The sequence below is a fragment of the Streptomyces sp. NPDC027672 genome (assembly GCF_055566335.1).
The window spans coordinates 538,383-560,272 of sequence record NZ_JBVHSO010000001.1 but is presented as its reverse complement, the minus strand read 5'-3'; the positions used below and the strand labels follow the sequence as shown (position 1 = coordinate 560,272).

Here is a 21,890-nt window from a genome sequence, read left to right as displayed (position 1 = left end):
GGTTGTGTAACGGTGTCCGGGGCGACGTGTAACAGTTTCCGGTCGCTCTTTCTCACCGTCCTCTCATCTATTGAGCCGCGTGATCACCCCCCGGCATACTTCGTGATCCGGGGGGTTGGCGTGCAGATGTGCGAGTCCGCCCCCGGCCGGGCGAACGGGGAATTCGCCCGTTACCTCATCTCCAGGGGGAGAACTTGCGCAGACAAGTGAAGAACGCGGCCGCGGCCACCGTGGCGACGGCCGCGGCGGTCGCCCTCGCAGCGGGTATGACCAGCCCCGCGTCGGCGAAGCCGGGCCGCACCACGACCGCGGCCACCGCCGCCTCCAAGCTCACCGCCAAGCACCACGTCACCCTGATCACCGGTGACCGCGTCGCCCTCGACGCCAAGGGCCGCGTCGTCGGCCTGGAGCGGGCCAAGGGCCGCGAACACATACCCTTCCAGGTCCGCAAGACGTCCGGACACACACTGGTCATCCCCGCCGACGCGGCCCACCTGGTCGCCTCCGGCACGCTCGACCAGCGCCTCTTCGACGTCACCGAGCTGAACAAGGCCGTCACCCGGGCTTCGCAGAAGAACGGCCTGAAGGTCATCGTCGGCTACCGCGGCACCGCCACCGCCGCCAAGACCGACGTCCGGGACGCGGGCACCCTGCGCCGCAGCCTGACGGCGCTCAACGCGGACGCCGTGCAGACCCCGGTCAAGGACACCGCCGGACTGTGGGACGCGCTCACCAACGGCGGCAAGACCGCCTCCGGTATCGCGCACGTCTGGCTCGACGGCGTCCGCAAGGCGAGCCTCGACAAGTCGGTCCCGCAGATCGGCGCCCCCACCGCGTGGAAGGCCGGTTACACCGGCAAGGGCGTCAAGGTCGCCATCCTGGACACCGGTGTGGACACCCGCCACCCGGACCTGAAGGACCAGGTGGCGCAGTCCAGGAACTTCACCACCGCCGCCGACGCCACCGACCACTTCGGGCACGGCACGCACGTCGCCTCCATCGTGGCGGGCACCGGCGCCAAGTCGGGCGGCAAGTACAGGGGTGTGGCCCCGGACGCCAAGCTGCTCAACGGCAAGGTCCTGGACGACGACGGCTACGGTGACGACTCCGGCATCCTCGCCGGCATGGAGTGGGCGGCCGACCAGGGCGCCGACGTCATCAACCTGAGCCTCGGCGGCTACGACACCCCCGAGATCGACCCGCTCGAGGCCGAGGTCAACAAGCTCTCCGCCGAGAAGGGCGTCCTGTTCGCGATCGCCGCGGGCAACGACGGCCCGCAGTCGATCGGCTCGCCGGGCAGCGCGGACGCCGCGCTCACCGTCGGCGCCGTCGACAAGAAGGACGTCCTGGCGGACTTCTCCTCCACCGGCCCGCGTGCCGGTGACGGCGCCATCAAGCCGGACGTCACCGCGCCGGGCGTCGACATCACCGCCGCCGCGGCCGCGGGCAGCGTCATCGACAAGGAGGTCGGGGAGAAGCCCGAGGGCTACCTGACCATCTCCGGCACCTCGATGGCCACCCCGCACGTCGCGGGCGCCGCCGCCATCCTGAAGCAGGAGCACCCCGACTGGGGCTACACCGAGCTGAAGGCCGCCCTCACCGGCTCCGCCAAGGGCGGCAAGTACACGCCGTTCCAGCAGGGCACGGGCCGCATCCAGGTCGACCAGGCCATCAAGCAGTCGGTCGTCGCCGAGCCGGTGTCGCTGAACTTCGGTGTGCAGCAGTGGCCGCACACCGACGACAAGGCCGTCACCAAGAAGCTGACGTACCGCAACCTCGGCGACAAGGACGTCACGCTCAGCCTCACCAGCACCGCCACCAACCCCAAGGGCGCCGCCGCCCCGGCGGGCTTCTTCAAGCTGGGCGCGACCCAGGTGACCGTCCCGGCGCACGGTACGGCCGCGGTCGACCTCACCGCCGACACCAAGCTGGGCGGCACCGTCGACGGCGCCTACTCCGCGTACGTGACGGCGAAGGCCGACGGCCAGACGGTCCGCACCGCCGCCGCCGTCCAGCGCGAGGTGGAGTCCTACGACGTCACGCTGAAGTTCATCGGCCGCGACGGCAAGCCGGCCCCGTACTACGACGCCAACCTCAGCGGCGTGGCGGGCCTGGCCAACGGCACCTGGCTGAACCCGTACGACAAGTCCGGCACGGTGAAGGTGCGCGCGCCCAAGGGCACGTACATCCTCAACACCGCCGTCTACGGCGCCCTCGACAACCCCGCCAAGGGCATCGACTGGATCGCGCAGCCGAAGCTGACCATCGGCAAGAAGCAGACGATCACCATCGACGCGCGCAAGGCCAAGCCGGTGAACATCACCGTCCCGGCCTCGGGCGCCAAGTCCGAGTTCGTCTCGCCGGAGTTCGACGTCACCATCGGCGACGGCCAGTACGGCTACGGCTGGTTCCTGGACTCGTACAAGAACTTCCGCACCGCCCACCTGGGTGCGCAGCTGCCCGCCGGGACGCTGTGGCAGCAGTGGGACGGCCACTGGACCAAGGGCGCGACCGAGGAGTACTCCGTCGTGGGCGGCTCCCAGGTCAGGCAGCTCGCCACCGGCTACACCAAGCACTACAAGGCCGGTGACCTGGCCACGGTGAAGGTCCGCATGGGCGCCGCCGCACACGGCAAGAAGGGCTCCGTCGACGCGGTCGGCTGGCTGCCCGGCAGCACCAGCGGCAGCTCCATCAGCGTGCCGCAGAGCCTGCCCGGCACCCGCACCCTGCACCTGTCCGCCAAGGGCGGCGTTAGCTGGGAGCTGGAGTTCGGCCAGGAGGGCAAGCCGGACAAGGACGGCTTCCCGGCCTCCGACTCCGGCTACTCGCTCGGCCAGTTCGCCTTCAAGGCGGGCCAGAGCTACACCAAGACGGTCAACACCGCGGTCTTCGGCCCGCACCTCACCAAGGACTTCGGCCTCTTCCGCGACGGCAACGAGATCTACGGCATGCTGCCGCTGCTCGCCGACTCCGGGAAGCACGTCGGGTACTCGTCGTACACCTCGGTGAAGACCACCCTGTACCGCAACGGCACCAAGGTCGGCTCCAACGCCGACCCGCTGTACGGCGACGAGACCTTCAAGGTCCCGGCCGGCGACGCCGCGTACAAGCTGACCACCTCGGTCAAGCGGTCCGCGGAGGTCTCCGAGGCCTCCACGCGGGTCGACGCGACGTGGACCTTCCGCTCGAAGAAGCCGTCGGGCGCCTCCGCCCAGCTGCCCGCCTCCGCCCTGCACTTCGGGGCCACCACGGGCCTGGACAGCCGCGTCGCGGCCGGCAAGAAGGTCACCTTCCCGGTCACCGTGGAGGGCGCCGCCGCCGGCGGCAACCTGAAGTCCCTCGCCGTCTACGTCTCCTACGACGGCAAGACCTTCACGAAGACCACCGTGAAGAACGGCAAGATCACCATCAAGAACCCGGCGAAGAACAAGGCCGTCTCGTTCCGCGCCAAGATCACCGACAAGAAGGGCAACACGTCGGAGATCACGATCTACCACGCGTACTACGGCAAGTGAGCCCTCACCGGCTCCGGTAACGCGTGAGGACGGCCCGCGGCAAGCGTCTGCTTGCCGCGGGCCGTCCGCCGTCGTGCCCCTCCCGCCCGGTGTCCTGGGACGACACCGTCCGGTGTCCTAGGACGAGACCGTCCGGGTCGCGTCCGCGCCCCAGCTCGCCAGCAGGCGCAGCGACTCGGCGGTGGGCGTGTCCGGCGCCGCGTGGTAGGTGATCAGGGACTGGTCCGAGCCGTCGGTCAGCCGGAAGCTCTCGAAGTGCAGCGCGAGCGCGCCCACCAGCGGATGGTGCAGCTCCTTGACGCCATGGCTCTTCTCCTTGACGTCGTGCGTGGCCCACAGCCGGCGGAACTCCTCGCTCTTCACCGACAGCTCGCCCACCAGCGCCGACAGCCGGGGATCGTCCGGATAGCAGCCCGCGTCCATGCGCAGCGCGCACACGATGTCGATCGCCTTCTGCTCCCAGTCGACGAACAGCTCCCGGTACTCCGGGCGCAGAAAGACCAGCCGCGCCCAGTTCCGCTCGGCCGGCACCAGCTCCGCCCAGTCGCCGAAGACGGCCGCCGCCATCCGGTTCCAGGCGAGGATCTCCGCCCGCCGGCCCACCACGTACGCCGGCACCCCGTCCATCGTCTCCAGGAGCTGCCGCAGCGCCCCGCGCACCTGCTGCTGGCGGGCCGCCGGCTTCTTCTTGTGCGCCGTCGGCTTGGCCAGATGCGTCAGGTGCGCGTGCTCGGCGTCCGTCAGCCGCAGCGCCCGGGCGATCGAGTCCAGCACCTCCGCCGACACGTTCCGGCCGTTGCCCTGCTCCAGCCGGGTGTAGTACGCCACCGACACCCCGGCGAGCTGCGCCAGCTCCTCCCGGCGCAGCCCCGGCACCCTGCGGTGCCGTCCGAAACCGGCCAGTCCCACGTCCTCCGGCTTCAGCCGGGCCCGCCGGCTGCGCAGGAACTCGCTCAGCTCCGCCCGCCGGTCCAGGGTCCGGCCGGTGGCCGTCGTCGCGTCCGGCTGCTCGTCCCTGCTCTCCATGCCCTCCAGTATTCCTGGTCCTACGCACCGGAGCCTGACACTGCTGGTGGTACGCACAGCGGTCGTACGTAAGACCGTGGTCTGGGTGAACGCCCGCCCACGCGGCAGGCTGGACGCCGTGCCCGGCGGAAGGCAGCCGGGCACGAGACCCCCCTCGCTAGGAGATCCCCGGCATGACCACTGTTGCCGCGTACGCCGCGCCCGCCGCGAAGGCCCCGCTGGAGCGGACGACCATCGAGCGGCGCGCGGTCGGCGAGCACGACGTCCTGATCGACATCAAGTTCGCCGGCATCTGCCACTCCGACATCCACCAGGTCCGGGAGGGCTGGGGCGAAGCGACCTTCCCGATGGTCCCCGGTCACGAGATCGCGGGCGTCGTCTCCGAGGTCGGCCCCGGTGTGACGAAGTTCAAGGCCGGCGACCGGGTGGGCGTCGGCTGCATGGTCGACTCCTGCCGTGAGTGCGAGAACTGCCTGCGCGGCGAGGAGCAGTACTGCCTGCGCGGCATGGTCGGCACCTACAACGCCGTCGGCAAGGACGGCCGGCCCACCTACGGCGGTTACTCCGAGAAGATCGTCGTCGACGAGAACTTCGTCCTGCGCATCCCCGACGGCCTCTCCCTGGACGTGGCCGCGCCGCTGCTGTGCGCGGGCATCACCACCTACTCCCCGCTGCACCACTGGAACGCGGGCCCCGGCAAGAAGGTCGCGGTCGTCGGCCTGGGCGGGCTCGGCCACATGGCCGTCAAGCTGGCGCACGCCATGGGCGCCGAGGTCACCGTCCTGTCCCAGTCCCTGCGCAAGAAGGACGACGGCCTGAAGCTGGGCGCCGACCACTACTACGCCACCAGCGACCCGAAGACCTTCGAGGACCTGGCCGGCACCTTCGACCTGATCGTCTCGACCGTGTCCGCCCCGATGGACTTCGGCGCGCTGCTGTCGCTGCTGAAGGTGGACGGCGCGCTGGTCAACGTGGGCGCCCCCGAGGAGCCGGTCGAGCTCAACCTGTTCTCCCTGATCGGCGGCCGCAAGACCCTCGCGGGCTCCATGATCGGCGGCATCCGCGAGACCCAGGAGATGCTGGACTTCTGCGCCGAGCACGGCATCGGCGCCGAGATCGAGCTGATCGACGCGGCGCAGGTCAACGAGGCGTACGAGCGGGTACTGGCGAGCGACGTCCGCTACCGCTTCGTGATCGACACGGCGACGATCTGACAATCAGCCGTACAACCGTCCGGGGGGCGGGACCGGGCACCCGCCCGGCCCCGCCCCCGGCGCACGACTCAGCCCTCGGCGCGTGCGAGTCCGATCGGGCAGGACACGCCGGTCCCGCCGAGGCCGCAGTAGCCGCCCGGGTTCTTGTCCAGGTACTGCTGGTGATACGCCTCCGCCGGGTAGAAGACGCGGCCCTCGGCCGGGAGGATCTCCGTGGTGATCGTGCCGTGGCCCGAGCCGGTCAGGACCTTCTGGTAGGCCTCGCGGGACGCCTCGGCCACCGCGGCCTGCTCCGGGGTGTGGGTGTAGATCGCCGAACGGTACTGCGTGCCCACGTCGTTGCCCTGGCGGAAGCCCTGGGTCGGGTTGTGCGACTCCCAGAAGGTCTTCAGCAACTGGTCGTACGAGATCAGCCGCGGGTCGTAGACCACCCGGACCGCTTCCGTGTGGCCGGTCAGGCCCGAGCAGACCTCCTCGTACGTCGGGTTCTCCGTGTAACCGCCCTGGTAGCCCACCAGGGTCGTGTACACACCCTCCGGAAGCTGCCAGAACGCGCGCTCCGCGCCCCAGAAGCAGCCCAGGCCGAAGTCGGCGGTCTCCAGACCCTCGGGGTACGGTCCGAGCAGCGGCGTACCGAGGACGGTGTGGCGGTCGGGGACCTCGTAGGCGAGTGCGGGGCGGCCCTTGAGCGCCTGCTCGGGGGTGGGCAGCTGGGGGGTGCGGCCGAAGAGCATCGGGTCTCCCTGTCGGTCGGGTAGGAGTGCCGGCCGCCTGCGCGGCGCCGACACTCTCACAACGTCCGGCGGACGCCGGGCATTCCGGTCCTGATCAGCCCGGCAGGCCCGCCGGGGTGCCGCCGTTGGCCTCGTAGCCGCCGACCGCCAGGGCGCGGTGGAGGGCGAAGGCGGCGGCCGGGTCGTCGGACAGGGTCCACGGCAGCGCACCGACATGCCCGTCCACGTGGAGGAGCTGGTCCATGGCCTCCGCCCAGCGCTCGGCGCTGACCAGGAAGTAGACCAGCAGGTGCCGCACGTGCGGGAGCGTCGGGTCGTCGGGGAGGGCCGCGTGCGTCGCGTGCAGGGCGCCGTGGATCGCCTTGGTGACGACCTCGCTCTGGTAGAAGCTCCTGACCAGGTTCACCTCCGGGAGGTGCTCGAACACCGCGAACAGCGGCAGCGCGGCCAGCAGCGAACCCTCAGGAGCGCGGGCGGCGGCGGTCTCGGCGAAGGCGTACGCCTGCTCGCGCGAGCCGTGCCACTTCTCGCACCAGTGGTGCAGCGCCGCCAGATGCGCGCCCATGTGATGCGGGGCGCGGTCGAGGATCTTCCGCCACAGCCGCTCGAACTCGTCCGGCGGATAGGCCAGCCCGCGCGCGACGGACAGTTCTATGACGTACGGCACCGGGTCGCCGGGGGCCAGCAGGGCGGCCTCCGCGCACAGCGTCCGGGCCTCCTCCATGATGATCCGGAACTCGTCCGTGCCCGGCGTCGCCGTCCGCCACGCCTGCTGGACCAGGAACTCCGCGTGCACGGCGGCGCCGCCCGCGTCCTTGGGCCGCTCGGCCCGCCACACCCGCAGCCACTGGCCGCCCGGCGTCTCGTGCACCCCGCCGGGCCGCTGCCGCAGCTCCAGCGCGGCGGCGCCGGCGAACGCCTGCACCCGCTGCCAGCGCAGTTCGCCCGCGGTCTCGGTGCCGGCCAGCAACTGGGCCGCCGTCCGGTAGTCCTGGGTGCGCTGCACCAGGTCGAGGGCCTGGAGCAGGTCCTCGTCCGGGCCGGGCAGGCGCACGTCCAGGTCTTCCTGGCGCACGAAGCCGTAGGCCGCGGGGTCGGCGGCGTCCGGGTGTCCGGGGTGGACGCGCTCGATCACGCCGCGCCTGCGCCGCAGGAGCGGGAGCAGGACGAAGCCCAGCATGAGCAGTGCCGTCAGCAGCCAGAGAGTCGCCATGCCTCAAGCGAACCAGACCCCGCGGACAAATGGCGAACCCCGCCGCCCGCCTGTGGATAACTCCCGATCAGAGCTTGACGGCAAGCGGGCGGAACCCGGCGAGCCCCCTCTTGGCGTGCGTCACGATCCGGCCGGGCGCATTAGGCTCGATGCACATGAGCGACAGGCATATCAGTGACCACTTCGAGACCCTGGCGATCCACGCGGGCAACACCGCGGATCCCCTTACCGGCGCGGTCGTCCCGCCGATCTACCAGGTCTCCACCTACAAGCAGGACGGCGTCGGCGGGCTGCGCGGCGGCTACGAGTACAGCCGCAGCGCCAATCCGACCCGGACCGCGCTGGAGGAGAACCTCGCCGCGCTGGAGGGCGGTCGCCGCGGCCTGGCCTTCGCCTCCGGCCTGGCCGCCGAGGACACACTGCTGCGCACGCTGCTCAGCCCCGGCGACCACGTGGTGATCCCGGACGACGCCTACGGCGGCACCTTCCGGCTGTTCGCCAAGGTGGTCACCCGCTGGGGCGTGCAGTGGTCGGTCGCCGACACCAGCGACCCGGCCGCGGTCCGCGCCGCGATCACGCCGAAGACGAAGGCCGTCTGGGTGGAGACCCCGTCCAACCCGCTCCTCGGCATCACCGACATCGCCGCCGTCGCCCAGGTCGCCCACGACGCGGGTGCCAGGCTGGTCGTCGACAACACCTTCGCCACTCCCTACCTCCAGCAGCCGCTGTCGCTCGGCGCGGACGTCGTCGTGCACTCCCTGACGAAGTACATGGGCGGCCACTCGGACGTGGTCGGCGGTGCGCTGATCGTCGCCGACCAGGCGCTGGGCGAGGAGCTGGCCTACCACCAGAACGCGATGGGCGCCGTCGCCGGCCCCTTCGACTCCTGGCTGGTGCTGCGCGGCACGAAGACCCTCGCGGTGCGCATGGACCGGCACAGCGAGAACGCCACGAAGATCGCCGACATGCTGACCCGGCACCCGCGCGTGACCTCCGTGGCCTACCCGGGGCTGCCCGACCACCCCGGCCACGACGTCGCCGTCAAGCAGATGAGGGCGTTCGGCGGCATGGTGTCGTTCCGCGTCGCGGGCGGCGAGGAGGCCGCGCTCCAGGTGTGCGGCCGTACCGAGGTGTTCACCCTGGGCGAGTCCCTCGGCGGTGTCGAGTCCCTCATCGAGCACCCCGGCCGGATGACGCACGCCTCCGTGGCCGGCTCGCAGCTTGAGGTCCCGGACGATCTGGTGCGTCTGTCCGTCGGCATCGAGAACGTCGACGACCTGATCGAGGACCTCAAGCAGGCCCTCGGCTAAAGCCCGGCCTGCCGTTTCCCGTCCGGCCGTTCCCGTCCGGCCGTTTCCCGTCCGGCCGTTCCCGTCCGGCCGTTTCCCGTCCGGCCGTTCCCGTCCGCCTCCGGGGGACGGCGCGGTCGGCCGGCCGGGGTCTAGGGCTGCCAGCCGGTGACCGGTGGGGTCGTCCCCGAGGGCGGCTCCGCCCACGGGCGGGCGCCGGCCGTCCACACGGCGAACGCCACGGCCGCCGCGCACGCCAGCAGCCCCAGCACCCGGCGGACGAGCCGGCGGCGGCGCAGCAGCCGGTCGCCGTGGCGCACCGCGTCCGCGTGCAGCTCCGGCGGCACCGGCACGGCCGCCCGCTCCATGACCCGCCGTACCGCGGCCTCCCGTTCCCTCCGCTTCACCGCGCGCTCCGGTTCCGGCCGGGCGCGGGGACTGCCGCCCCACCCGTCCCGCCGTCCCGCGCGAAGCGGCCGCGGGGTGCGCCGCGGGACGGCCGTGACCGGGTCATGACGGTGCCGCCGTTGGGGCCGCCGGGTGGGGCGGTGTCCGCCGGGCCGGATGCAGCACGGTGGCCGTCGCCCGGTCGCAGAGGGTGCGCACGCGTTCCCCGGGCAGCCCGAGCAGCGCCGCCGTCTGTTCCTCGGCCACCCCCTCGTACAGCCGCAGGACGAGTACCAGCCGCTCGCGCGGGGTGAGCGCGGCGAGCGGGCCGCGCGGGTCCGGCCGGGCGCGGCCGGGGACGGCGCGGCGGTGCCAGACGGTGCGCGCGAAGCGGGTGGCGAGGTGCTGGCGGGCGCGGTCGTACGGGTCCTCGCCGCGCAGCCGGTCCCAGTCGGCGTAGGTGTGGGCGAGCGCGAGGGTCAGCAGGCGCCGTGCGCGCGGGTTGGCGTCCGGCGGCTCCGCGGTGAGCAGCGTGGCCGTGTGCAGCAGCCGACCGGCCGCGCCCGCGACGAACGCCTCGAACTCCCGGGCCCGGCGGTCACCGCGGGCCCGCTGCCGCTCACGCACCGCGCCTCCCCCCGACGGGGTCCTGTCCGGACCCGGTCTCATCATCAGGCCGGTGGCGGCCCCGGGGTCAAGACGTCGGACATGCCCGGATACGCGCTCAGGAGGCCGGAGGCTGCTCCGCCGCCGGAACGGCCTGCACCGTCATCCGCGCGGAGAGCGCGTCGTTGAAGCGGGTCAGGAGCGCGCAGAACTGCTCGCGCTCCGCCGGCGCCCAGTCGTGCGTCAGCTCGTCCATGAGCCGGCGCCTGGACGAGCGCACCTCCTCCAGCCGGGCGGTGCCGCGCGGCGACAACTGGAGCACCACCGCGCGCCCGTCCTCCGGGTGCGAGGTGCGCTTCACCAGCCCGCTGTCGACCAGCGGCGCCACCTGCCGGGTCACCGTGGAGGAGTCGATGCCCATGCTGGCCGCGAGTGCCTTGACCCCCATCGGGCCTTCCTTGTCCAGGCGGTTGAGCAGCAGGTAGGCGGCACGGTCCATGGAGTTGCGCACCTGCCCCACACCGCCGAGCCGGGTCTGTTCGGCGCGGCGGGCGAACACCGCCACCTCGTGCTGGAGGGTATCGAGAAGACCGGTGTCACCGACGGTCGTCATGTCCATCGACATTTCTGGTGTTGTGGGCATGGCCGGAGGCTCACTTCATGAGGGCTGCTGGGTTGGGGGACAGGGTACGCGGCCCGGCGGCGGGCCGTACCGGCGCTGCGCAAACCCGGTCTCGCAGCTTGGGCACACCCGTCGCGCGCACGGGCGAACTGCGATGCTGGAGTCATGAGCTACCGCACGGCCTTCCTGTCCTCCGTCACCCTCGACGACGTGCGCGGCGCCCGGAAGATGCTCTCGGGCGTGGCTCGCGAGACCGCGCTGGAGAGCAGCCGGTACCTGTCCCGGACGGTCGGCGCGCCGGTGCACCTGAAGTGCGAGAACCTCCAGCGGACCGGCTCGTTCAAGCTGCGCGGCGCCTATGTGCGGATCGCCGGGCTGCTGCCGGAGGAGCGGGCGGCCGGAGTGGTGGCCGCGAGCGCGGGCAACCACGCGCAGGGCGTGGCGCTGGCCTCCTCGCTGCTGGGCGTGCACGCCACCGTGTTCATGCCGCGGGGCGCGCCGCTGCCGAAGGTCAGCGCGACCCGGGAGTACGGCGCGGAGGTGCGCCTGCACGGTCAGGTGGTCGACGAGACGCTGGCCGCGGCGCAGGAGTACGCGGCGGCGACCGGCGCGGTGTTCATCCACCCCTTCGACCACCCGGACGTGATCGCCGGCCAGGGCACGGTCGGGCTGGAGATCCTGGAGCAGTGCCCGGAGGTGCGCACGATCGTCGTCGGCATGGGCGGCGGCGGGCTCGCGGCCGGGATCGCGGTGGCGGTGAAGGCGCTGCGGCCGGACGTGCGGATCGTCGGTGTGCAGGCGGAGGGCGCCGCCTGTTACCCGCCCTCGCTGGCCGCCGGGCATCCGGTGTCGCTGGAGAGCCCGGCGACGATGGCCGACGGCATCCGGGTGGGCCGGCCGGGCGCGGTGCCGTTCGGGATCGTCGGCGAGCTGGTGGACGAGGTGCGGACGGTGAGCGAGGACCAGTTGTCCGCGGCGCTGCTGCTGTGCCTGGAGCGGGCCAAGCTGGTGGTGGAGCCGGCCGGGGCGAGTCCGGTCGCCGCGCTGCTGGCCGCGCCGGAACGTTTCGACGGCCCGGTCGTCGCGGTGCTGTCCGGCGGCAATGTCGACCCGGTGCTGATGCAGCGCGTGCTGCGGCACGGCATGGCCGCGCAGGGCCGGTATCTGGCGGTGCGGCTGCGGCTGACCGACCGGCCGGGCGCGCTGGCCACGCTGCTCGGGGTGCTGTCGGCGGTCGACGCCAACGTGCTCGACGTGAGCCACGTCCGCACCGATCCGCGGCTCGGGCTCACGGAGGCCGAGGTGGAGCTGCACCTGGAGACCGAGGGGCCGGAGCACTGCGCGGAGGTCGGCCGGGCGCTGCGGGACGCCGGCTACCCGGTCATCGCCTGACCCCGTCCGGCCGGCCGCCTTCCGGGCGGGGTGCCGGGGGCCTGTGACGAAGCCCCCGGCCGCCCTGAGGGCGCCGGGGGCTTCGAAGCGGGCCGGGAGGCCGGCTCAGCTCGTGTAGGGCTCGGCCTTCAGGATCCGTACGGAGGCCTTCTTGCCGTTCGGCAGTTCGTACTGCGCGTCGTCGCCGACCTTGTGGCCGAGGACGCCCGAGCCCAGCGGGGACTGCGGGGAGTACGTCTCGATGTCGGAGCTCGCGTACTCGCGGGAGGCGAGCAGGAACGTCAGGGTGTCGTCCTCGTCACCGTCGAAGGCGATCGTGACGACCATGCCGGGCGCGACCACGCCGTCCGCGGCCGGCGCCTCGCCGACCTTGGCGTTCTCGAGGAGCTGGGTCAGCTGGCGCACACGCAGCTCCTGCTTGCCCTGCTCCTCCTTGGCCGCGTGGTACCCGCCGTTCTCGCGCAGGTCGCCCTCCTCGCGCGCGGCCGCGATCTTGGCGGCGATCTCCGTGCGCGCAGGACCAGTAAGGTACTCAAGCTCGTCCTTGAGCTTGTTGTACGCCTCCTGGGTCAGCCAGGTGACGTTCTCGCTGGTCTGGGTCACAGGGTGCTCCTCGTCGGTACTGGGAATACAAAGCATCGCCCTACCCAGAAGAATGTTCCCTCATGGATGGGCGAAACCACGAGCCTAACAATTCATGGGCGAAAGGGGGAGGACATAAGCCGTCAAAGTTACATCAACGCAGGTGAGGATGTACGTATTCCGGGTGAAACCGGGGAGTGTCCGGCAGTCGTCAGCCGGCGTGACAGCCCAGCAACTGGGCCGTGGTGCCCCGCGCGGTCGTACGGAGCGTGACCACCTTGTCGATCCGGGTGGCCGGCCCGGAGAAGCGGAAGTCGGCCCGGCCGACCTCGGCGCCGTCGCCCGACTGGGACCGCACCGTGCAGTAGCCGGCGGTGCCGGCGTCCTTGCGGACCTCCAGATGGATCGCGACCGCGTCGTCGGACGCCTGGAAGGTGATGACCTCGCCGCTGATCTCGTTCTGCGCGACGTAGTGGTAGGCGAAGTAGCCGACCAGTGCGAGCAGCGCCGCGCCCAGCACCGTACCGGCGATCTTGAGCTTGCGGTCGGCGCGCTCGTCCGAGGAGCGGCCGTAGCGGCCCTCGGGCAGCCGCGTGCTCGCGGTACTCATGATCGTCCTCTCCGCGGAATTATTAGCCCCCCGATTGGGTCACTATAGAAGCCTCCCGACCGCGACCCGACCGCCACCCCTCAGGGATGTCCCTTCGGGACGACACCAGTTTGATCGCGCCCGAAGCCACGGGGGCGCCGAGTTACCGAGGATTGAGTCTTGACTGACCAGTTGCGACTGATGGCCGTTCACGCGCACCCCGACGACGAGTCGAGCAAGGGCGCGGCCACCATGGCGAAGTACGTGTCCGAGGGGGTGGACGTGCTGGTGGTGACCTGCACCGGCGGCGAGCGCGGGTCCATCCTCAATCCCAAGCTGCAGGGCGACAGGTACATCGAGGAGCACATCCACGAGGTACGCAAGAAGGAGATGGACGAGGCGCGCGAGATCCTCGGCGTCAAGCAGGACTGGCTCGGCTTCGTCGACTCCGGGCTGCCCGAGGGCGACCCGCTGCCGCCGCTGCCCGAGGGCTGCTTCGCCCTGGAGGACGTCGACCACGCGGCCGGCGAGCTGGTGCGCAGGATCCGTGCCTTCCGCCCGCAGGTGATCACCACCTACGACGAGAACGGCGGCTACCCGCACCCCGACCACATCATGACCCACAAGATCTCCATGGTGGCGTTCGAGGGCGCGGCGGACACCTTGAAGTACCCGGAGGAGGAGTTCGGGCCCGCCTGGCAGCCGCTGAAGCTCTACTACAACCAGGGCTTCAACCGGCCGCGCACCGAGGCACTGCACCAGGCCCTGGTCGACCGCGGCCTGGAGTCGCCGTACGGGGACTGGCTCAAGCGCTGGGACGAGGTGCAGCGCACCGAGCGCACGCTGACCACGCACGTCCCGTGCGCGGAGTTCTTCGAGATCCGTGACAAGGCGCTGATCGCCCACGCCACGCAGATCGACCCGGACGGCGGCTGGTTCAAGGTGCCGATGGAGATCCAGAAGGAGGTCTGGCCGACCGAGGAGTACGAGCTGGCGAAGTCTCTCGTCGATACCTCCCTCCCCGAGGACGACCTCTTCGCGGGCATCCGGGACAATGCCTGACATGAGCGCAAGCGTGAGCCTGGCAGTGACGCACCTGGTCCCCCTCGCCAAGGAGGTCGACCAGAACAAGGTCACCCCCGGCATCCTCGGCTTCATCGTCTTCGCGGTGATGGCCCTGGCCGTGTGGGGGCTGATGAAGTCCATGAGCAAGCACATGCGGAAGGTCGACTTCAAGGAGACCCCGGAGGCCGGTGCGGAGCCGGCCGGCTCCGCACCGCAGCGGGGCTGACCCGGGGGCCGGCGCCCCGCCGGCACCGCCACGCCCGTCACCGCACGGGCGTGGCGGTCCGCAGCCGTGCGCGGCCGCCGGTGCCGCCGGAGCGCCGCGGCCGCCCGCGCGGGGGGCCGCGGGGCGGGGCGCGCCCGGTGCGCATTCGTTTCTCCGCGGTGCCGGGGCCCGTGGGAGAGTGGAACGGTGAACCGACTGGCCCATGAGACGTCCCCGTACCTGCTCCAGCACGCCGACAACCCCGTCGACTGGTGGCCGTGGTCGGCCGAGGCCTTCGACGAGGCCCGCAGGACGGGCAGACCCGTACTGCTGAGCGTCGGGTACAGCAGTTGTCACTGGTGCCACGTCATGGCGCACGAGTCCTTCGAGGACCAGGCCACCGCGGACTACCTGAACGAGCATTTCGTCAGCGTCAAGGTCGACCGCGAGGAGCGGCCGGACGTGGACGCCGTCTACATGGAGGCCGTGCAGGCGGCCACCGGGCACGGCGGCTGGCCCATGACCGTCTTCCTCACGCCCGACGCCGAGCCGTTCTACTTCGGCACCTACTTCCCGCCCGTCCCGCGGCACGGCTCGCCCTCCTTCCGGCAGGTGCTGGAGGGCGTCCGGCAGGCGTGGACCACCCGGCGCGACGAGGTCGGCGAGGTCGCCGGGAAGATCGTCCGCGATCTCGCCCAGCGCGAGATGGTCCGGCAGGCCGCCGAGGCGCCCGGCGAGCAGGAACTCGCCCAGGCACTCCTCGGGCTCACCCGCGAGTACGACCCGCAGCGCGGCGGATTCGGCGGCGCGCCCAAGTTCCCGCCGTCCATGGTGCTGGAGTTTTTGCTGCGCCACCACGCGCGCACGGGCGCCGAGGGCGCGCTCGAGATGGCCCGGGACACCTGTGAGCGGATGGCGCGGGGCGGGATCTACGACCAGCTCGGCGGCGGCTTCGCCCGCTACTCCGTGGACCGCGACTGGACCGTGCCCCACTTCGAGAAGATGCTGTACGACAACGCCCTGCTGTGCCGGGTGTACGCGCATCTGTGGCGGGCCACCGGATCGGATCTGGCCCGGCGGGTCGCGCTGGAGACCGCCGACTTCCTCGTCCGCGAACTGCGCACCGAGCAGGGCGGGTTCGCCTCCGCCCTCGACGCCGACAGCGACGACGGCACCGGACGGCACGTGGAAGGGGCGTACTACGTCTGGACGCCCGGGCAGCTCGCCGACGTCCTCGGCGACGACGCCGCACTCGCCGCCCAGTACTTCGGCGTGACCGCGGAGGGCACCTTCGAGCACGGGCAGTCCGTCCTGCAGCTCCCGCAGACCGAGGGCGTGTTCGACGCCGACAAGGTCGCCTCCGTCCGGCGCCGGCTGCTCGACGCCCGGGCGCGGCGGCCCGCACCCGGCCGCGACGACAAGGTGGTCGCCGCCTGGAACGGCCTGGCCGTCGCCGCGCTCGCCGAGACCGGCGCCTACTTCGACCGGCCCGACCTGGTCGAGGCCGCGCTCGGCGCCGCCGATCTGCTCGTCCGCGTCCACCTGGACGAACACGCCCGGCTCGCCCGCACCAGCAAGGACGGCCGGGTCGGCCCCAACGCCGGCGTGCTGGAGGACTACGGCGATGTCGCCGAGGGCTTCCTCGCGCTCGCCGCCGTCACCGGGGAGGGCGTCTGGCTCGACTTCGCCGGACTGCTGCTCGACCACGTCCTGGCCCGGTTCACCGACCCGGCGACCGGCGCCCTGTACGACACCGCCTCCGACGCCGAGCAGCTCATCCGCCGGCCGCAGGACCCCACCGACAACGCCGCGCCCTCTGGCTGGACCGCCGCGGCCGGCGCGCTGCTCGGCTACGCCGCGCAGACCGGTTCCGAGCCGCACCGGGCCGCCGCCGAGCGGGCGCTCGGGATCGTGAAGACGCTCGGCCCGCGCGTGCCCCGGTTCGTCGGGTGGGGGCTGGCCGTCGCCGAGGCGCTGCTCGACGGGCCGCGCGAGGTGGCCGTCGTGGGCCCCGCGGGGGCCGACGAGCGGACGGCCGCCCTGCACCGTACGGCCCTGCTCGGCACCGCCCCGGGCGCGGTCGTCGCCTGTGGCGTCCCGGACGGCGAGGAGTTCCCGCTGCTGGCCGGCCGCACCCTCATCGACGGCGCACCGGCCGCCTACGTCTGCCGCGGCTTCGTCTGCGACCTGCCGGTGACGGACCCCGAGGCGCTGCGGGCGAGACTGACGGCGCCCTGACCGGTCCCGGCCCGCCGGGCGGGCCGGGCGGCTCAGCGCTTTTTGAGGGCGCGTTCCACGATGGCCTGGAGCTGATCGTGGTGCGCGCCCTTCCAGTACGCGCGCCCGCAGTCCGCGCACTGGGCGAAGACGTCGTAGGAGCGCAGGGTGCCGCCCTCGATGCGGTCGGCCACCTCCTCCTTGGTGGCGTCCCTCAGCGGACCGTTGCAGGCGGTGCAGCGCGACCAGGGGCGCAGCTCGGGAGCGAAGCGGTCCAGGACGTCCTGGAGCTGGTCGTCGGGCCGGGTGCTGTAGACGAACGCGCCGGCCCACAGCTCCCGGCGGCGCAGCAGACCGCGGTCCCGGCTGAGCATGACCCGCTTCTCGGCGGCGGAGCGGGCGGCGAGCGCCGGGTCGCCGATGTCCGTCGACTCGTACGCCGTGTCCACGCCGAGCAGCCGCAGCCGGCGGGCCAGCGTGCCGAGGTGGACGTCGAGGAGGAAGCGCAGCGGCGCGCCGGGCACCCGCTGGGGCCGTTCCACCGGCCGGACGGCGACCCGCTCGGCCGGTCCGGGCACGTGCGAGGGCGGGACGGTACGGCCGTTCACGACGAGGGCGCCGACCTCGGTGAGCGGGACGCCGAGGGACTCGACGACGTGGCCGAGGGTCGAGACCCCGTCGGTGGCCAGCGCGGTGGCCGCGCCGCGGCGGGCGGCCGGCACGAACAGACTCAGTTCGGGGGCGACTTCGACGTGGATCTCGGGACCGTTCACTCCGTCAGGATCGCACGGCGCGCGGCGCGGGCCTCAGCGGTTCTCCCGGGGCAGCCCGTGCTCCAGGACGTCCAGGGTGCGGTCGACGAGGGCCGGCAGATCGTCCTGGTGGTCCCGCTCGGCCCAGTACAGGAAGGTCTCCAGCAGACCTCCGATCAGCGACATGGCGTAGACCCGCACCTCCAGGCCGTCCGGGTCGCGGCCGGTGCGCTCGGCGACGGCCTGGCAGAGCGTCCGGCCGGTGACCGACATGCTCTCGGTCATCCGCGAGCGCACCGCGGGCACCCGCACCATGAGGCGGGTGCGCAGCCGGACGGTCCGGGTGTCCTGTGCCATGCTCAGCCGGACGGCCCGCCGCAGCGCGTACCGCAGGGTCCGCGGCCAGGGCTCGTCCGCGGGCCGCCGCCGGATCTCCTCCAGGATCAGCGGGTCGTACTCGTGGGTGAGGACGATGTCCTCCTTGGTGGGGAAGTACCGGAAGACGGTCGACGGCGACACCTCGGCCCGCTCGGCGATCCGGTCGATCGTCGTGGCGTCGTAGCCCTGCTCCTCGACCAGCGCGTACATCGCCGCGCGGATCGCCTCCCGGGTCTTGGCCTTCTTGCGTTCCCGCAGGCCGGGACGGGGCCCGCCGGGCGGAGCGGCGGGGGCGGCGGGGGTGGCGGAGGAGGTGGGGGAGTGTACGGCCGTCATGCCGGTCATTGTCCGGCATCCGCCGTCCGCCGTGCCGGCGGTCACGGCCGGAACCCCTCTCCCGAGCCGTGCGCCGGGCGGACGGCGAACGGCCACGGCTCGCGGGGAGCCGTGGCCGTGCGTGCGGGCGGACCGGGACTACGCGTGCTGGTACGCCACCAGCGAGATGCCGACGTAGTGGACGACGAACGCGGCGAGGGTGAAGGAGTGGAAGACCTCGTGGAAGCCGAACCAGCGCGGTGACGGGTTCGGGCGCTTGATGCCGTAGATCACCCCGCCGGCGCTGTACAGCAGGCCGCCGACGACCACCAGGAGCAGGACGGCGACGCCGCCGGTGTGCAGGAAGTCCGGCAGGAAGAAGACGGCCGCCCAGCCCATCGCGATGTAGCAGGGCGTGTAGAGCCAGCGCGGGGCGCCGACCCAGAAGACGCGGAAGACTATGCCGGCCACCGCGGCGGCCCAGATGCTCCACAGCAGCCAGCGGCCCTTCGAGCCGGGCAGGAGGAGCAGGGTCAGCGGGGTGTAGGTGCCCGCGATGATCAGGAAGATGTTGGCGTGATCCAGGCGGCGCAGCACGCCGTCCATCCGGGGGCTCCAGTCGCCCCGGTGGTAGAGCGCGCTGACGCCGAAGAGGAGACAGGCCGTCAGGGCGTAGACACCGCAGGCGATGCGGCCTCTGGGGGAGTCGGCGAGGGCGGTGAGCACGAGGCCCGCGATGAGTACGGCCGGGAACATGCCGAGATGGAGCCAGCCGCGCAGACGGGGCTTCACCGGGTGCGGCAACGAGAGCGGGACGGGACCGCGGCCGGCGGCCGGCGGGTCCGTGGGCACGTCGGGAACGGACGCAGTCATGTGCCGCATCGTACCGAGGCCGTCGTGAAGCGACCGTCAGTGCACCGGCATCCGGGCCACCGTGCCCCGTCGGGCAAAAAATCCTTCAGATGTACTCCACGAGAACGCAAAGAACCGTGGAAGTGGTCGTAAAAGCCCGTGGACATCGTGGGATTCGTCACTCCGCTCACCTGTGATGCCCTCTGGACATATGGGCGCTAACCTCGGATGATCAAATGAGTGCGGTCGGCACCGGATGAGCGGCTACGAAGCATCCGGGTCGCGGCCCCCACGGGGCGAACCAACAAAAAACCCTCACTTAGGAGCAATCGTGGCGCGCGACAACGCGGCTCCCACCGTCGTCCCCACCCACCACCGGGAACTGGTCTCGTGGGTCAACGAGATCGCCGAACTGACGCAGCCGGACAGCGTGGTCTGGTGCGACGGCTCCGAGGCCGAGTACGAGCGGCTGTGCGAGGAACTGGTCGCCAGGGGAACGTTCAAGAAGCTGGACCCGGTCAAGCGCCCGCACTCCTACTACGCCGCCTCCGACCCGACCGACGTCGCGCGCGTCGAGGACCGCACCTTCATCTGCTCCGAGCGGGAGGAGGACGCGGGCCCGACCAACCACTGGAAGGCGCCCGCCGAGATGCGGGAGATCTTCACCGGCGACAACGGCCTGTTCCGGGGCTCGATGCGGGGCCGCACGATGTACGTCGTGCCGTTCTGCATGGGCCCGCTCGGCTCCCCGCTGTCCGCGCTCGGCGTGGAGATCACCGACTCCGCGTACGTGGCCGTCTCCATGCGCACCATGACCCGCATGGGCAGCGCCGTGCTCGAAGAGCTGGGCGAGGACGGCGAGTTCGTCAAGGCCGTGCACACCCTCGGCGCCCCGCTGGAGCCCGGCCAGGAGGACGTGCCCTGGCCCTGCAACCGGACCAAGTACATCTCGCACTTCCCGGAGGCCCGTGAGATCTGGTCCTTCGGCTCCGGCTACGGCGGCAACGCCCTGCTCGGCAAGAAGTGCTACGCCCTGCGCATCGCCTCCGTCATGGCCCGCGACGAGGGCTGGCTGGCCGAGCACATGCTCATCCTGAAGCTCACCCCGCCGCAGGGCGAGGCCAAGTACGTGGCCGCCGCCTTCCCCTCCGCCTGCGGCAAGACCAACCTCGCCATGCTGGAGCCCACGATCTCCGGCTGGACCGTGGAGACCGTCGGTGACGACATCGCCTGGATGCGCTTCGGCGAGGACGGCCGGCTCTACGCCATCAACCCCGAGGCCGGCTTCTTCGGCGTCGCGCCCGGCACCGGCGAGCACACCAACGCCAACGCGATGAAGACCCTGTGGGGCAACGCGGTCTTCACCAACGTCGCGCTCACCGACGACGGCGACGTGTGGTGGGAGGGCATGACCGAGGAGCCCCCGGCCCGGCTGACCGACTGGAAGGGCAACGACTGGACGCCGGCCTCCGTGACCCCGGCCGCCCACCCCAACGCCCGCTTCACCGTGCCGGCCGCGCAGTGCCCGACCATCGCGCCCGAGTGGGAGGACCCCAGGGGCGTGCCGATCTCGGCGATCCTCTTCGGCGGCCGGCGGGCCACGGCGGTGCCGCTGGTGACGGAGTCCTTCGACTGGAACCACGGCGTCTTCCTCGGCGCCAACGTGGCCTCCGAGAAGACCGCCGCGGCCGAGGGCAAGGTCGGCGAGCTGCGCCGCGACCCGTTCGCGATGCTGCCGTTCTGCGGCTACAACATGGGCGACTACATGGCCCACTGGATCGAGGTGGCCAAGGACCGTGACCGGTCGAAGCTGCCGAAGATCTACTACGTCAACTGGTTCCGGAAGAACGACGAGGGCGCGTTCGTCTGGCCGGGCTTCGGCGAGAACTCCCGCGTCCTGAAGTGGATCGTGGAGCGGCTGGAGGGCCGGGCCGAAGGCGTCGAGACCCCGATCGGCATCCTGCCGGCCAAGGAGGCGCTGGACACCGACGGGCTCGAACTGTCCGCGTCCGACCTGGACTTCCTGCTCACCGTCGACAAGGAGGTCTGGCGCGAGGAGGCCGCCCTGATCCCCGGGCACCTGAACACCTTCGGCGACCACACCCCGAAGGAGCTGTGGGACCAGTACCACGCGCTGGTGGAGCGCCTGGGCTGAGCCCGCGCCCGCGAGACTCCGCGGCCGGCCCGGATGTGCCCTGACCAGCGATCGTCACGGCCGGCCGCGGTGAACACCCGCCCGGGGCCCCGCACAACGGCGTGCGGGGCCCCGGGTTCTTGATGTGTGGCGCCCGGTCCGCGCGTCGCTGCGGGTGCACGCGGACCGGGGCCGTCGGGGGACCCCGGGAGGGGTCGGCGGGCCGGGGCTGACCAGGCGCCTTCGGGCGGGGTCAGCCGGCCGGGGTGAGGGTCTTCGGGCCGGCGGGACCGGCCGGGCTGAGCGTCTTTGGGGCGGCGGGGCCGGTCGGCGTGAGTGCCGTCGGGGCGGCGGGTCCGGCCGGGGTCAGGGCGGCGTCGTGGGCGTCCATCCGCTCGGCCGCGAGGATGGCCGCCGCCGTGTCCGCACGCGAGGCGGCGACCACGAGCGCCCGGCCCGCGAGCGCGTGCGCCCGCCGGTGCAGCGCGTCCGGATCGCCCGCCGCGGCCGGCGCCGCGCGCAGCGGTGCACGTCCCGCGCGCAGCCGGGCCACCTGGGCCGCCAGCCGCTCCGCGGCCGTGTCCAGGTCGGCGGACGGGGTCAGGGCGCGCAGCTCGTCGGTGACCGTGAGCAGCGCGGCGAGGTGCCCGGCGAGCTGGATGTCCAGCTCCTCCTCGCGCGACCGGTGGGGGAAGTCCGAGGAGGTGCCGGCCATCGTGCTGTGCACCGACTTGGTGCGGATCGGTTCGTACATGGGGATGGCCTCCTGTGCGCTGACAGGAAACCATCTTAGCTTAGATTTC

19 protein-coding genes and 1 pseudogene are annotated in these 21,890 nt (G+C 72.1%); 8 read left to right on the top strand and 12 right to left on the bottom strand.

Annotated features, from left to right (window positions below):
- Positions 1 to 206 precede the first annotated feature (206 nt).
- The gene (locus ACZ4SV_RS02480) at positions 207 to 3,515 is read left to right on the top strand and encodes a S8 family peptidase (RefSeq protein ID WP_468001298.1); all 3,309 of its coding nucleotides are present in this window, start codon (positions 207 to 209) and stop codon (positions 3,513 to 3,515) included.
- A gap of 117 nt (positions 3,516 to 3,632) precedes the next feature.
- On the opposite strand, the gene ACZ4SV_RS02475 is transcribed toward ACZ4SV_RS02480, so the two are convergent.
- Positions 3,633 to 4,541 carry a helix-turn-helix transcriptional regulator gene (locus ACZ4SV_RS02475; RefSeq protein ID WP_365876226.1) on the bottom strand — a complete coding sequence of 303 codons (909 nt, stop codon included), beginning with the start codon at positions 4,539 to 4,541 and terminating at the stop codon, positions 3,633 to 3,635.
- Positions 4,542 to 4,714: 173 nt separating this feature from the next.
- Here ACZ4SV_RS02475 and ACZ4SV_RS02470 point away from each other — a divergent pair, with 173 nt between their 5' ends.
- Positions 4,715 to 5,755, top strand: coding sequence for an NAD(P)-dependent alcohol dehydrogenase (locus tag ACZ4SV_RS02470; RefSeq protein ID WP_365876225.1), 1,041 nt, complete (start codon positions 4,715 to 4,717; stop codon positions 5,753 to 5,755).
- A 68-nt stretch (positions 5,756 to 5,823) separates the two neighbouring features.
- Here the strand turns inward: ACZ4SV_RS02470 and msrA are convergent, their stop codons facing one another.
- Both msrA and ACZ4SV_RS02460 read right to left on the bottom strand, forming a co-directional pair.
- Positions 5,824 to 6,489, bottom strand: a complete 666-nt coding sequence (gene msrA / locus ACZ4SV_RS02465; RefSeq protein WP_468000805.1) for a peptide-methionine (S)-S-oxide reductase MsrA — start codon at positions 6,487 to 6,489, stop codon at positions 5,824 to 5,826.
- Between the two features lie 94 nt (positions 6,490 to 6,583).
- On the bottom strand, positions 6,584 to 7,702 hold the full coding sequence (locus tag ACZ4SV_RS02460; protein WP_468000803.1) for a hypothetical protein: 1,119 nt from the start codon (positions 7,700 to 7,702) through the stop codon (positions 6,584 to 6,586).
- Positions 7,703 to 7,857: 155 nt separating this feature from the next.
- Between ACZ4SV_RS02460 and ACZ4SV_RS02455 the strand changes: the two genes are divergently transcribed.
- Positions 7,858 to 9,012, top strand: a complete 1,155-nt coding sequence (locus tag ACZ4SV_RS02455) for a cystathionine gamma-synthase (protein ID WP_468000801.1) — start codon at positions 7,858 to 7,860, stop codon at positions 9,010 to 9,012.
- Between the two features lie 131 nt (positions 9,013 to 9,143).
- Here ACZ4SV_RS02455 and ACZ4SV_RS02450 read toward each other — a convergent pair whose 3' ends face one another.
- From ACZ4SV_RS02450 to ACZ4SV_RS02440, 3 genes are all read right to left on the bottom strand, one after another.
- Complete coding sequence (locus ACZ4SV_RS02450; RefSeq protein ID WP_468000799.1) at positions 9,144 to 9,398, bottom strand: hypothetical protein; 255 nt, start codon at positions 9,396 to 9,398, stop codon at positions 9,144 to 9,146.
- A gap of 103 nt (positions 9,399 to 9,501) precedes the next feature.
- Positions 9,502 to 10,005, bottom strand: coding sequence for a sigma factor-like helix-turn-helix DNA-binding protein (locus tag ACZ4SV_RS02445; protein WP_468000797.1), 504 nt, complete (start codon positions 10,003 to 10,005; stop codon positions 9,502 to 9,504).
- A gap of 97 nt (positions 10,006 to 10,102) precedes the next feature.
- Positions 10,103 to 10,609 (bottom strand): MarR family winged helix-turn-helix transcriptional regulator, encoded by a 507-nt coding sequence (locus ACZ4SV_RS02440; protein ID WP_365878144.1) that lies wholly within the window; start codon positions 10,607 to 10,609, stop codon positions 10,103 to 10,105.
- Between the two features lie 162 nt (positions 10,610 to 10,771).
- On the opposite strand from ACZ4SV_RS02440, the gene ilvA reads away from it, so the two are divergent.
- On the top strand, positions 10,772 to 11,998 hold the full coding sequence (gene ilvA / locus ACZ4SV_RS02435) for a threonine ammonia-lyase (protein ID WP_365878130.1): 1,227 nt from the start codon (positions 10,772 to 10,774) through the stop codon (positions 11,996 to 11,998).
- Positions 11,999 to 12,103: 105 nt separating this feature from the next.
- On the opposite strand, the gene greA is transcribed toward ilvA, so the two are convergent.
- Positions 12,104 to 12,601, bottom strand: coding sequence for a transcription elongation factor GreA (gene greA / locus ACZ4SV_RS02430; RefSeq protein ID WP_365878132.1), 498 nt, complete (start codon positions 12,599 to 12,601; stop codon positions 12,104 to 12,106).
- Positions 12,602 to 12,791: 190 nt separating this feature from the next.
- Positions 12,792 to 13,190, bottom strand: a complete 399-nt coding sequence (locus tag ACZ4SV_RS02425) for a DUF4307 domain-containing protein (RefSeq protein WP_365878134.1) — start codon at positions 13,188 to 13,190, stop codon at positions 12,792 to 12,794.
- Positions 13,191 to 13,349: 159 nt separating this feature from the next.
- Here ACZ4SV_RS02425 and mca point away from each other — a divergent pair, with 159 nt between their 5' ends.
- The 3 genes from mca (at position 13,350) to ACZ4SV_RS02410 (ending at position 16,677) form a co-directional block, all read left to right on the top strand.
- A complete protein-coding gene (gene mca / locus ACZ4SV_RS02420) occupies positions 13,350 to 14,231 on the top strand; it encodes a mycothiol conjugate amidase Mca (RefSeq protein ID WP_468000794.1) in 882 nt (293 codons plus the stop codon).
- The gene (locus tag ACZ4SV_RS02415; RefSeq protein WP_468000792.1) at positions 14,224 to 14,460 is read left to right on the top strand and encodes a hypothetical protein; all 237 of its coding nucleotides are present in this window, start codon (positions 14,224 to 14,226) and stop codon (positions 14,458 to 14,460) included. Before mca ends, ACZ4SV_RS02415 begins: the two co-directional genes overlap by 8 nt.
- A 186-nt stretch (positions 14,461 to 14,646) precedes the next feature.
- Positions 14,647 to 16,677 carry a thioredoxin domain-containing protein gene (locus ACZ4SV_RS02410; RefSeq protein ID WP_365882884.1) on the top strand — a complete coding sequence of 677 codons (2,031 nt, stop codon included), beginning with the start codon at positions 14,647 to 14,649 and terminating at the stop codon, positions 16,675 to 16,677.
- 32 nt (positions 16,678 to 16,709) lie between these two features.
- On the opposite strand, the gene ACZ4SV_RS02405 is transcribed toward ACZ4SV_RS02410, so the two are convergent.
- From ACZ4SV_RS02405 to trhA, 3 genes are all read right to left on the bottom strand, one after another.
- Positions 16,710 to 17,429, bottom strand: a complete 720-nt coding sequence (locus ACZ4SV_RS02405; RefSeq protein ID WP_468000790.1) for a Mut7-C RNAse domain-containing protein — start codon at positions 17,427 to 17,429, stop codon at positions 16,710 to 16,712.
- A 33-nt stretch (positions 17,430 to 17,462) separates the two neighbouring features.
- The gene (locus tag ACZ4SV_RS02400) at positions 17,463 to 18,122 is read right to left on the bottom strand and encodes a TetR/AcrR family transcriptional regulator (RefSeq protein WP_365882888.1); all 660 of its coding nucleotides are present in this window, start codon (positions 18,120 to 18,122) and stop codon (positions 17,463 to 17,465) included.
- 138 nt (positions 18,123 to 18,260) lie between these two features.
- Positions 18,261 to 18,974, bottom strand: coding sequence for a PAQR family membrane homeostasis protein TrhA (gene trhA / locus ACZ4SV_RS02395; protein ID WP_365882890.1), 714 nt, complete (start codon positions 18,972 to 18,974; stop codon positions 18,261 to 18,263).
- Between the two features lie 310 nt (positions 18,975 to 19,284).
- Here trhA and ACZ4SV_RS02390 point away from each other — a divergent pair, with 310 nt between their 5' ends.
- Positions 19,285 to 21,108, top strand: a complete 1,824-nt coding sequence (locus ACZ4SV_RS02390; RefSeq protein WP_468000787.1) for a phosphoenolpyruvate carboxykinase (GTP) — start codon at positions 19,285 to 19,287, stop codon at positions 21,106 to 21,108.
- Positions 21,109 to 21,448: 340 nt separating this feature from the next.
- Here the strand turns inward: ACZ4SV_RS02390 and ACZ4SV_RS02385 are convergent.
- Positions 21,449 to 21,841: pseudogene (locus ACZ4SV_RS02385) on the bottom strand (SCO4983 family protein); the annotation flags it as partial.
- Between the last annotated feature and the right edge of the window lie 49 nt (positions 21,842 to 21,890).